The following is an 11,030-nucleotide window of genomic DNA, read 5'->3' on the forward strand; positions in this document are numbered from 1 at the left end:
GAACGGGCAAGCGCCCGAGTCTGATGCACCTAACCTTGGGACAGGCGGCGCGCGTCCTGGAGTATCTGGGTCAGAGCCAGGCTACGTTGAACGCCGGCGGCCGCGGCGTGCCGAGCCTAGAGAAGGCCGGGACATTTGCCCAGTGGACCATGTTCGGGGTTCTGCTGCTGATCGTGACGGTATCCTCACCTACCGGGTTCCTGCTGGCCGCGGGGATTGTCGGGCTGATGTTCCTTCTTCGGAAGCGACGCCGTGACAGGCAGGCGTGGGAGGACGCGACCTGGGCGGTGAGTCCAGTCAGCGGCGTGCAAGGAATCGCGGTTCCTGATGTCCAGATGGAGGCCCAGGTGAATCACGCCGCCCCAACGCGGGTCGCCTCTGAGGCTCGGGCACCAATTTCGCCGGTCAGTCGCCCCGTTTCCTCAAGCCGGGGGCTGTATCGCGTGTCGCTCGGCCGATCGGAATGGCCGAATGTCGAAGTCGTGGGCGAGCACGCGTACAGCCAGGCGATTAAAGCCGCGGTGCGCGGCAGTGGGGCGCCGATCGCTGCACGGAGCGACAGTGAAGTCGAAGGCGTTCAGGTGGAATTGGTCGCCGAGCCGGATAACCCGTATGACACGAATGCCATCAGCGTTCGTTGGCGGAGCCAGGTCCTCGGCTATCTCAGTGGGGAAGACGCGATCCGCTACGCTCAACCTCTCAAGAGAATTATTGCGAGTGGGCTCACTGCGGTTACGACGGCTCGCATCTGGTCGTACGACGGCGGCGATCGGCTCCAAGCCCGAGTCACGGTCGCACTGCCTGAGCCGGAGCTGATCGCGCCGCTCAACGAAGCCCCGACGGGCGTCACCACTCTTGTACCGTGGGGTTTGGCGATTCAAGTCCTCAAGGAGGAGGACCATTTCGACATACTTTTCAACTACGTGCCGCCGGAGGGGGTCTGTCTCCTGATCGTCAGTCTGCACAAGGCGATCCGCACACTTAAGAACGGTGCCGAGCGTCCATTCGTCGAAGTCCGGCTTGAAGGTGAACGCGTCGGTGAGCTTAGCAACGTCACCTCGGCGCATCTGTTGCCGCTTCTCGAGCACACCGAAACCATCGGGGAAACAGCCCTCGCTTACGCAAAAATCACCGGCTCAGCCCTCGCTGCCCAGCTCGTTGTGCACGCCGCCAGGGCCACCGAGATCAGCAACGACTGGCTGTCCAGCGGTCCACACCCCGCCCCAAAGCTCCTTCCGTGGGCCACGGACTATGAGGTCCCGCCGGCTTACGCTACATAGGAGACACCCCGGACAGCTCCGATCAAAAAGACGTGCCAGTGGGCAATGAGAACTCCAGGGATTGATTTTTGGGAATGGGATCCCCGATCCCGAGGCGACTGGTATGGCTTTCGGAACCGCTGTGGTTCCTGGCCATGTACCGGACACGGACCTTCGTCCAGTGTGCTGGCTGAGCGAGTTCCAGTAGCGCTTCGATCGCCAAGCTCCTTGCCGTCCGGGAATTGGGTGTGTAACCGTCCGGCTGGCTGAGTTTTCGGGGTGTGTACATTGTGCACATTTCGAGCTTCGTATCGGGGCGTTTGTGGGCCGGAGTGGGCCGGATTCCGCATGTTTCCGCGGGAGCCCAGTGTTAGCAAGGGCTGGAATGCAGTTCGAGTCCCACCTCGGGCACAGTGTTTTCGCATGTCATAGGCTTTTTGTCTTCTTGCTGTTGACAAAGCTTGACTTTCTCTAAAAGGGGCGCGACGCAGGCAACGGCCGGTGTAGCCGGGGAGGGCGGAGGTTCTGAACCGCGCCAGACGTCCCTTTCGCTTCGTCAAGGGGCAGGCAATGGCGACATGCAATCAGCTAGTGCTCTTATTGGACTGGACTGGAATGGGACTGCCCTTACGAAGGAATCAGTGTCCGGCGGCGACATCTTCAAACGGGTCGCGCAGGCTGCCCGCTTCAGTTGATGTAGACCCACGCGCCGGGGCTGCTAGCCCTGAACTTTGCGCCCAGGACTCATCCTCCTCTTCGTCAGAGTAGGCACGCTCGCTGATGTGCTGGTCAATGTCGTTGCAGCGCATAAAGATGTCGTGACGTCCGTCGAATGCCTGCCGAATAGCCTCTACGTAGTCCCGGGGAGTCTGGTACAGCTCTTCCTTAGTCATACTGCTGATGATCGAACTCACGTGTTCATCGATACGATCCTCCAGATTTGGAAGCACCTCCTCCTCTATTCGACGGATTAGGTCGGCATACTCCTCTGGCACAAACAGACCCTTGAGGTCAGAGTTAGCCCACGCGGGGTCGAGGCCGTCGATGCTGTACTCGACGATCCGCTCGACTGCCTCGCGGCGGACGTTTTCGGGCAAGGCACCAGCCTGCTGAAGCCGGCTGAGAACGCCCGGTTGCCACACAGCTTCGACCATCATCCCGAAATCCGCCATGCCGGCCAACGCGTCTGCATGTGCTTCCGCCCACAAGCGTAAGAACTCGTCAGAGCACCGGGTCCGGAGGAACCATGCGCGCGGGCTTCCTGACAGTTCGCGGCCATCGGGAACGGGAACACGCGGGGCGACCAACGAGTACATCGTAGGCGGAACCTGAACCAAGGTTCCTCGCTGGTTCGGCCCGCCGCAATCGAGCCCGGAGACTAGCTCGTCTGTCGTCATGCCTTCGAGGTAGACCGACAATGTCGAGATGTCGCGAGCAACGGAAGCCGCAAACCCCTCTCGGATCGTAGGGTGGTGGAAGCGCCAGACAGTGTTGCCGTCAGCACCCACGGCCGTGGACAGGAAAGTGCCCTCGATAGCCGTGAACGCCCTTGTGGTTTCAGCGACCGTCGCCCCAAGGGCCACCACCGCAGCCGACAGACGTCCATCGGGATTTGCAGCGGCTCATGGCCGACGGCTACGGCTTCGGCGCCGAGGGTGACTGGAAGACCGCCATCCTGGTCCGCGCCGCCAAGGTCATGGGCGCCGGACTGCCCGGCGGCGCCTCGTTGATGGAGGACTACACCTACCACCTCGTCCCGGGGCAGGAAAAAATCCTGGGCGCCCACATGCTCGAGGTCTGCCCATCCCTGACCGCAGGCAAACCCCGGGTCGAAATCCACCCGCTGGGCATCGGCGGCAAGGAAGACCCCGTCCGGATGGTCTTCGACACCGACGCCGGACCCGGCGTCGTGGTGGCCCTGTCCGATATGCGCGACCGGTTCCGCCTCGTGGCCAACGCCGTGGACGTCGTGGACCTCGACCAGCCGCTGCCCAACCTGCCGGTGGCCCGCGCCCTCTGGTCACCCAAACCGGACTTCGCCACCTCCGCCGCCGCCTGGCTGACCGCCGGGGCCGCGCACCACACCGTGCTGTCCACCGCCGTCGGCATGGACGTCTTCGAGGACTTCGCCGAAATCGCCCAATCCGAACTGCTCACCATCGACGACGGCACCACCCTCCGGGGGTTCAAGAAGGAACTGGCCTGGAACGCCGCCTACTACAAACTGGCCGGCGGCCTGTGACCGGCACCGAATACGGGCTCCGGCACGGCGACTACACCGCCGTCATCACCGCACGCGGAGCCGCGGTGCGGGAACTGCAGTTCCGGGGACGGGACCTGATCGTCCCGTTCCCGGCCGGCGGGCCCAACCCCGACTTCCGCGGCGTCATCGTTGCGCCCTGGCCGAACCGGATTCCCGACGGCAGGTACACCTTTGACGGCGCGGACTACCAGGTCCCGGTCAACGAGGCCGGCCGGCAGTGCGCCCTGCACGGCTTCACCCCGGAGCTGGACTGGAAGCTGGAATCCTCAACGGAATCCGCCGTGAAGCTCTCCTGCGCCATCGAGCCGGGGCCGGGCTATCCGTTCACGGTCGGACTCACCGCCAGCTACCGGCTGGACGTGGACGGCCTGCACACGACCGTCGCGGCCACCAACATCGGAGGCAATACCGCTCCCTACGGGGTTTGCCCCCACCCCTACCTGCTCGCAGGACCGGCGCCGCTGGATGAATGGACCCTCGAGGTCCCGGCGCGGAAGTTTCTTGAGGTCACGCCCGAACGGTTGCTGCCCGTGGCCCTCCGCACGGTCGTCGACCACGAATTCGACTTCCGCACTCCGCGAATGATCGGCGCCACGAAGATTGACCACGCCTTCACTGAGATTGCCTTCGACGCCGACGGCGGCTCCAGGATGGTCATCCGGGATCCCGGCGGGACCGGAGTGGGCATGGCGTGGGACCGCAGCTGCCCCTGGCTGCAGATTCATACGGCTGACAAGGAGCACCCTGCGCCTAACCGGCTGGGATTGGCCGTCGAACCAATGACCTGCCCGCCAGATGCATTCAACAGCGGCCAGCACCTGGTGCGGCTCCAACCCGGAGCGTCCCATGAAGCGTCATGGAGCATCTTCGCTTCCTGACCGGACGAGTCCACCGAGCACTGGGCAGAGCGCTGCCTCCGGACCGGAGTGACGCAGCGGCCCGAATTGCGGGATGACGTCACACCGCCGTCGCCTCCTGCACCTACGAGATATTGCCGCCGAGGTTGGCAAGAGAACTCCCGTAGGGGCCGGCGCACCGCGTCACTGGACTGAGCCGACGGACCGAAGGGGTCATAGATCGGCCGTCGACCGTGGACAACTCTGAGTCATCCGCCTCGGCTCCGTGGCGAGCTGTCAGGCGACCGACCAGTCTGCGACCAGAATCCCTAAGTGGCAGGGGCCAGAGGCCCCGGACTCGGAAGACCTCCCTGAGATCGAGTCCAGAGCATAGGGACGCACACTGACCCAGGCTCGCTTGACGAGACTCCTGCACGAAGTGATCGGTCCGGGATCAAAGAATGCACACTTTGGAACAGTGCCGCCCTTCTTTGCACGACCAGCAACCGTAGGATTTTTGAAAGCGGTCTCACAGCTTTCGGCGGGGCAACTCCGGCCGGAAGGGCTGGGCCGTTCGTGCCGTCAAGGCCCGGCCCCGCGACCCATAAAGACCTTTCCGTGCCGCATGCGTGGCTCCGGTCCGGGGGATGCCGGCCGCGAGAGCGAACTGCATATGAGTGCTACCAGAACAGGAACGACCCATGATCACCGTCGCCACCGGGCCTACTTATCACGTCACAGGAGACGAGCCCCAGTTGATCGCCGAACGCCTCGATGCCGCTGAGAAATTGGCTCGGGAAGGGGCTCTCAGGGAAGGCAGTCACGGAATTCTCGTGACCCGCCATGGACCGACCTCGTTCACAGTAAATCTGAGCCCAGAAGTTCCCTACGGCATCACTCAGGAACGCGATCTCGCCTAAGACCGGGACAGTGCTGGCAAGAACGATGTGAAGGCAGCCTGATCCTGGATATGCCCTCCCGCGTCACGGCATGCCGTGGACGGACATCTGCCGATGCTGACCCCAGCTGACCAGTACCCGAATCGAGCACGGAAGAAGAAGACCCGCATGTCACCAGACGCGATACTTCACCACACTGCCCTCACGACCAATGCAGCGGCATAACGCGTTCATGGGAAGATCACTTCGTCGACGGCCGTTGCTCGCCTATCCAGCGTCGACTGACAGCGGCCAGCCCCGGACAACACCGGGTGGTCGATGGTTGCTGGCCGTTCTGTCCCTCGAACTGGTATCGGCGATGTCAGTGCTCCTGCCTCTCCTGTTTGGTCTTGAGCCGTGGGACGACCGGGGGGTCCCCGCGAGGATATCCACGATCGCCTCGGTCCTGCTCCTTCCGGTCGTCCTTCATGCCGCCTGGAGCCTTATTCGGCAACAGCGCCGCGATCGGATCGAGGCATCAACTACCGCCAGCTTCATGGAGACTGTCCTGAGCACATCCCGGGAGTGGCTTTGGGCCGTCGCAGCCGACGGCCGGTTCACCTTCTCCAGCCGCGCAAGTCGGGAACTATTAGGCTATGAGCCCTCCGAACTGGTGGGACGCCCGTGCAGTCTCATCATCGACCTTGCTGAACTCAAGACCGCCCGGAAACCAGATGCACGTGCGGGCCGGGAAGGGCTGTTGCTTTCCGCCCGCCACCGGGGCGGGCGGAGCCTGAGCGTTGAGGTCGTCGGCCGCCGCCGATTCGACATGGACGGCCGAGGATCAGGATTCGAGGGAATCGCGCGGCCGCTGGATCTCTCCAAGGCAGAGAGCCCGGCGGACCAGGAAGTCAGGGCGCGCCTCGATCGCCTGTTCGCCACCCGGACATTGATCACGGCGTTTCAGCCGATCCGTAATTTGGGAACCGGCGAGATTGTCGGTGCCGAAGCGCTCACTCGCTTCGTCAGCTCTCCCTTCAGGTCTCCGGATCAATGGTTCGCCGAGGCGGATTCAATCGGGCGGGGCCTCGAACTCGAATTCCTTGCCCTGGAAACGGCGATGCTCGCCGCAGCGGATCTTCCCGCCCATCTCCATATTGCTGTCAATGTCTCGCCGGCGGCCTGCCTTGATCCGAGGCTCAGTGACATCGTGAGGGATTCCGGTCTGAAACCCGTGCGAATCGTCGTGGAGCTGACTGAGCGCTCAGCCGTGGCTGACTATGCGCGTCTCGCCGCAGCACTGGCCCCACTTAGAAGCGCTGGGCTACGTATAGCTATCGACGACGTCGGCGCCGGGTTCTCGTGCATGCGCCACATCCTGAGGCTCAGCCCGGAGCTGATCAAACTTGACCGGACAATCGTGGCGGGAATCGACGACAGCCCCAACCAGAGAGCCCTGTGCGCGGCGATGGTCAGTTTCTCCTCACAAATCGGGGCAAGTCTTGTCGCCGAGGGAATCGAAACCAGTTCAGAACTGGCCACGGTAACTGAGCTGGGAGTCAACACCGGGCAAGGCTATCTCTTGGGACGACCATCTGTGCTTCCGGCGGACTGGTCCCATTGGAGACAGGGGAACCGGTCGTCAACGATTGGAAATGACGATACCTAGGGCCGATCCCTCGGAGCAGGGCCAGACTCCCGACCAATGTTCCCACGACTATACGGAAAGTATTCAAATGACATCAGCTCCCGAAACCGTCTTTTGGACGATGCTTACAGGTGCAGAGGCCGCCCGGGACCATATCCGCGGTGCTGGGGTTGAATCAGGTTTCAGGGCTACGTTCTTCGATGAGGACCGTATCAATATCGAGATACCATTTTCCCTCCGCAAGCGACGCCGAGCCGCGAGGCTTACCGCTACCGTGCGGCCGTCCGCGCGTGGGGCAGACATAGCCTGGACAGGAAATTCCGGCCCGCTGAACCACGATCATCTGGTCAGTATCGAGGAAAAGCTGCCCGAGGGTGTCATGTATTACCACGGGCTCGAGGACGCCGCGTTGAGGGCGGGTCTCTCCTTGGGGGACCAACCACGTTACGTGTCATCGTTCGCGCGCTGGCTCGAGACGAAACCGTCCGAGCTATCGGGGCGGGGCACCTGAATGAGACCGCAGGGCACGTCGTCCTCACGACCAGGCGCCTTCTCGTCATCGAAGCGTCCGGCCTCGGCTCGCGAACACTCCTTGATGCCCCGCACGGATCCATCGAAGCACTGTCGCTGGGGAAGAGGATCACCGGAGAGATCCTCCGGGTCGCCCTGTCCGCAGGCCCGATCGTAATTTCACGGCTCGGCCATGGGGAAGGCCACGGCATCGTCAGGAGCTACAGGGATGACCAGAAGGAACGCGCCCGCTTCGTATCCTCCTCCGTGGGGCGCAGTATGGCCCCTGGTCCCCGAAATCCATGACGGCCGAGTCCCCTTCGATTGGACGCTGGCCCAGCGAACGTGCCGCATGTGCCGCGGGGTGGGCCCGTGTTTCCACCCGGGCAGATACGAACGACAGAAAGAGAACGACGTAAGTGGTAATCGACTACGACGAAGTACGCTCCGACCTCAAGGACGCACAGAACGGTTCCCTCGAAGCCTTCCAATCCGCAAGCACCCTGGGTGCACGCCGCATCGTCCGTGAATTGGATGAGGCCGACGCCATCGCCTCTGGCTGGGAATTTATCGCCGAGGAACTGATCGTGCGGATTGTCCCCCAGGCCGAGGACGAGTTCACCTGCTACTCCTGCTTTCTGGTCCGGCACCGTTCCCAAATCTTCCGCGAAACGAACGGCCGCGCCTACTGCTTGGAATGCGAAGGATAGACATTTGGGTGGGGAGCGCCAGGCACCTGTGAGGGCGTCAAATGAACGCCCCAGGTTTTGGATGCCGCCGGCCGCGAGCAAGCCGAAGCAAACGGGTCGTGTGGGACGCATCAGATATCGCGACAGTAAGGAAGCCCGGCGAAAGCGTGGCACGAGATACCAGACGGGATTCTGTCCGGCCGGTTCACAGCTCGGTCAGTTTCCTCAATTCGGCGGCTCGAATCCGCAGGAGTTCCGGTTTCTCCTGCGCCTCCCTGAGCGAGAGCCCCGTAAGTTCCCTAATGGCACGCCGCATGGCTTGTGGGCTTGTGAACCCGCTGGCGCCCGCTATGTCCGTCAGAGAGCGTTTCCAGGCGGTTGCTTCGGCGAGGAGCTCTAGGGCTTCCAAGGTCCGCACGGCGCGGATGTGCCCGCTCACTTGGAGCCTTTCGTCTTCGAAGAGGTAGTAAAGGGCCCGGCGTGAAAGAAATGAGTAGGCCACGACCTCGTCAACAGTGAGGGCACGGTTTCTGAAGTTCTTGCGCACGAACTTCTTGATCGCCACGATGCGGGCCAGCTTAAGGTCGCCGGGATCGGCCGGGGTCTCGAGCAACGAACCGACCAGGGCCGTCATCATCGACCGGACGACCGGTTGGAGACGCTGCATCTCCTGCGCTATGCCCGACCGCTGCCAGCCGGACAAGGCCGGAAGAATCAGCCCACGCATAATCGGGTTTTCTCTGATGTCGGCCAACCCCTGCAGCCGTTTAACTGATCTGTCGTCCAAGCCCAGCAGCCCTCGGTCGAAGTGGAGCCGCACCGCGCTGAAGCCGGCTGGCGCATAGAAGTTGCCCGGCAACGAAAGATCAAAGAACCTGACTGTACCGGGAGAGACGGCTTCGGAGCGCCCCGAGAAGCTGAATTTGGCACACGAAGTCCTGAAATACACAAGCCAGTCGCTGGGCTTCGGATCCCCGTTCCAGTAGCAACTGGCGGGTTCATTCGTGACATCCACAAGGCTGAACCCGGGACCGTCCAGGCTCAGTGCGGTGGGATTGAAACCCGGTCGCACTAGCTTTTCGGCTTTTTCCAACCGGGTAGGAGCATCAATGGCGCTGCCGTACCAGCTGCGCCAATGTTCGAATTTTTCTTCGGGGCTCAACCCGGCCGGAACACTGTAGCGCCTGATCTGGTCCTGCGGTGCCCTGTCCGGACCGGCGGCAACGACGTTGCCGCGAGATATGTTTTCCATGGGCTTGGGACCTTCTGGCTAATCCGAGATTCAATGTGCCGCGTCGCTGCAGCAGAGAGAGTGATCGAGTTGTACGGGTCGTCGATCGCCAATAGATTCTATCTGGGGCCGGTCAGCAGGTGCGTCCGCTGATGGTCGGTAGACTTGCGCGGCGCTGGCCGACAGATCTGTTGTCCACTGAGGCCAGGCGCAGCCGACAGCAAGCGGTTCACTGGTTCCACCGCCAGTCCGGCGTCCATGGCTCGAAGTGCAATCCCGGTAGCGGGGGACCTGTTCCTGGAACTCGCCAGCACCAGATTCTCTGTCACAGCGGGTGCGCCGCCGGCGTACACTGCTTCCTTCAAGCCGGCCAGCAGCAAGTCAGTGGCACCCAGCCACCGGGTTCTGACAGTGATGACGTCAGGTCGAAGGAGGTGGATGCTCCCTAAGAGGGTGTCACCTATGTCCCGACCTGCCTGTCGCAGGACACTGACTGCAGCCGCATCGGCCCGCCGGACAGCGTCGCTGATCGCGTCCGGTTCGTCTTTGGAGTCCGACGACAGGCTCGCAATTATTGCCTCTTCTCCTGCGATGGCCTGCAGGCAATTCGTAATGCCGCAGGCGCAGGCCGGCACCGACGTGCTCTTCGCCGACGTGCCCTTCACGGGCGTGTGCCCGAAAGCCCCCTTCGACGTCCTGAGAACCCCCAGCGTTCTACCGTGAACGAGCACGGCACAGTCAATGGTCTTGCCCACGTCCAGGAAGAGCATGTTTTGCGGACGAGGGGTTCGCGACAGGGCCTCGGCTGTTGCCACGGCCCCCAGCACGGAATCAACGACGACCGGGCGGCCACCAAAATATTCAGGCCATTCCAGATCCGGCGCATCTTCATCCAGGGCAACGCCCGTTGCTACGAGCTGGACGGGAATGGCGTCTCTGGAATTCAGGTGCGAAGAGGCCGCAGCCAGGCAGGAATCCAAGATCGCCGCAGACCCGCCACGGCCGGTTTCCACGCGCTTCGCAGCAGACAACGGCTGCCCCGACAGGTCGAAGGCCTGCACCTTTGCCTCGCGGTCCCCGAGCAGGACGCTCATGACCGCTCCGCCGTTCGGCATGAGGCGATCCTGAGCGGATGGCCGGCCACCCGTCGAGGGCGCCTCCTTGGTGAGTCCGATGAGTCCCAGTGACGCTAAGGTTCTCATCTTGTCTGTTGCGGCGGCGCGCGAAAGGCCTGTCAGGGCTGAAAGTCGGGCCCGGGTCAACGGTGGAGAGCCACGAAAATGCTGGAAGACCTCTCCCGCCGAAACGCGAGGGGGAACGGTCATGACTTTAGTCCTTGGTGCTGAAGGCGGCGTCGAAGGAGGTGTTCGAGGCCGGGAAGTCGTATTTCTTGAGTGCGGCGAGGGCTTCGGGGGCGCCGTGGAGGCGGTCCATGCCGGCGTCTTCCCATTCGATGGAGATGGGGCCGTCGTAGCCGATCGCGGTGAGGGCGCGGAACGAGGACTCCCAGGGCACGTCCCCGCGGCCGGCGGAGACGAAGTCCCAGCCGCGGCGCGGGTCGCCCCAGGGCAGGTGCGAGCCCATCACGGTGTTCCGGCCGGTGGGCCGCAGCTTGGTGTCCTTGCAGTCCACGTGGTAGATCCGGTCCTTGAAGTCCCAGATGAAGGAGACCGGGTCGATGCCCTGCCACATGAAGTGGGACGGGTCCCAGTTCAG

At 62.9% G+C, this 11,030-nt stretch carries 10 protein-coding genes and 1 pseudogene; 7 read left to right on the forward strand and 4 right to left on the reverse strand.

Annotation, left to right across the window (positions count from 1 at the left end; all coding sequences use genetic code 11):
- Window positions 1–35 precede the first annotated feature (35 nt).
- Window positions 36–1,280 carry an HIRAN domain-containing protein gene (locus BLR03_RS12555; protein WP_254788451.1) on the forward strand — a complete coding sequence of 415 codons (1,245 nt, stop codon included), beginning with the start codon at window positions 36–38 and terminating at the stop codon, window positions 1,278–1,280.
- A 617-nt stretch (window positions 1,281–1,897) separates the two neighbouring features.
- Here the strand turns inward: BLR03_RS12555 and BLR03_RS12560 are convergent.
- Entirely contained in the window at window positions 1,898–2,845 is a 948-nt protein-coding gene (locus BLR03_RS12560) for a hypothetical protein (RefSeq protein WP_091253009.1), read from the reverse strand.
- 26 nt (window positions 2,846–2,871) lie between these two features.
- Here BLR03_RS12560 and BLR03_RS12565 point away from each other — a divergent pair.
- The 6 genes and pseudogenes from BLR03_RS12565 to BLR03_RS12590 form a co-directional block, all read left to right on the forward strand.
- Window positions 2,872–3,501: pseudogene (locus tag BLR03_RS12565) on the forward strand (L-arabinose isomerase); the annotation flags it as partial.
- Entirely contained in the window at window positions 3,498–4,400 is a 903-nt protein-coding gene (locus BLR03_RS12570) for an aldose 1-epimerase family protein (protein ID WP_091253010.1), read from the forward strand. The pseudogene BLR03_RS12565 and the gene BLR03_RS12570, both read left to right, overlap by 4 nt.
- Window positions 4,401–5,059: 659 nt before the next feature.
- A complete protein-coding gene (locus tag BLR03_RS12575; RefSeq protein WP_091253012.1) occupies window positions 5,060–5,278 on the forward strand; it encodes a hypothetical protein in 219 nt (72 codons plus the stop codon).
- A 301-nt stretch (window positions 5,279–5,579) separates the two neighbouring features.
- On the forward strand, window positions 5,580–6,905 hold the full coding sequence (locus BLR03_RS12580; RefSeq protein ID WP_139184543.1) for a sensor domain-containing phosphodiesterase: 1,326 nt from the start codon (window positions 5,580–5,582) through the stop codon (window positions 6,903–6,905).
- 67 nt (window positions 6,906–6,972) lie between these two features.
- Window positions 6,973–7,395: a hypothetical protein gene (locus BLR03_RS12585; RefSeq protein ID WP_091253016.1), complete on the forward strand. Its 423-nt coding sequence runs from the start codon at window positions 6,973–6,975 to the stop codon at window positions 7,393–7,395.
- Between the two features lie 418 nt (window positions 7,396–7,813).
- On the forward strand, window positions 7,814–8,104 hold the full coding sequence (locus BLR03_RS12590; RefSeq protein ID WP_091253018.1) for a DUF4193 family protein: 291 nt from the start codon (window positions 7,814–7,816) through the stop codon (window positions 8,102–8,104).
- Window positions 8,105–8,288: 184 nt separating this feature from the next.
- Here BLR03_RS12590 and BLR03_RS12595 read toward each other — a convergent pair whose 3' ends face one another.
- From BLR03_RS12595 to BLR03_RS12605, 3 genes are all read right to left on the reverse strand, one after another.
- Window positions 8,289–9,335: a helix-turn-helix domain-containing protein gene (locus BLR03_RS12595; protein ID WP_091253020.1), complete on the reverse strand. Its 1,047-nt coding sequence runs from the start codon at window positions 9,333–9,335 to the stop codon at window positions 8,289–8,291.
- A gap of 98 nt (window positions 9,336–9,433) precedes the next feature.
- Window positions 9,434–10,408, reverse strand: coding sequence for an ROK family protein (locus BLR03_RS12600; protein ID WP_175460525.1), 975 nt, complete (start codon window positions 10,406–10,408; stop codon window positions 9,434–9,436).
- Window positions 10,409–10,643: 235 nt separating this feature from the next.
- A partial coding sequence (locus BLR03_RS12605; RefSeq protein WP_139184544.1) for a sugar phosphate isomerase/epimerase family protein occupies window positions 10,644–11,030 on the reverse strand: 387 nt, incomplete at its 5' end.

This window comes from Arthrobacter sp. ok909, from assembly GCF_900104405.1.
Taxonomy (GTDB): Bacteria; Actinomycetota; Actinomycetes; order Actinomycetales; family Micrococcaceae; genus Arthrobacter; species Arthrobacter humicola.

What these genes read in the sequence shown, in the direction of transcription:
- BLR03_RS12575 (WP_091253012.1), top strand. Translation starts at nt 5,060, where the DNA reads ATGATCACCGTCGCCACCGGGCCTACTTATCACGTCACAGGAGACGAG.
- BLR03_RS12595 (WP_091253020.1), bottom strand. Translation starts at nt 9,335, where the DNA reads ATGGAAAACATATCTCGCGGCAACGTCGTTGCCGCCGGTCCGGACAGG.
- BLR03_RS12585 (WP_091253016.1), top strand. Translation starts at nt 6,973, where the DNA reads ATGACATCAGCTCCCGAAACCGTCTTTTGGACGATGCTTACAGGTGCA.
- BLR03_RS12600 (WP_175460525.1), bottom strand. Translation starts at nt 10,408, where the DNA reads ATGAGCGTCCTGCTCGGGGACCGCGAGGCAAAGGTGCAGGCCTTCGAC.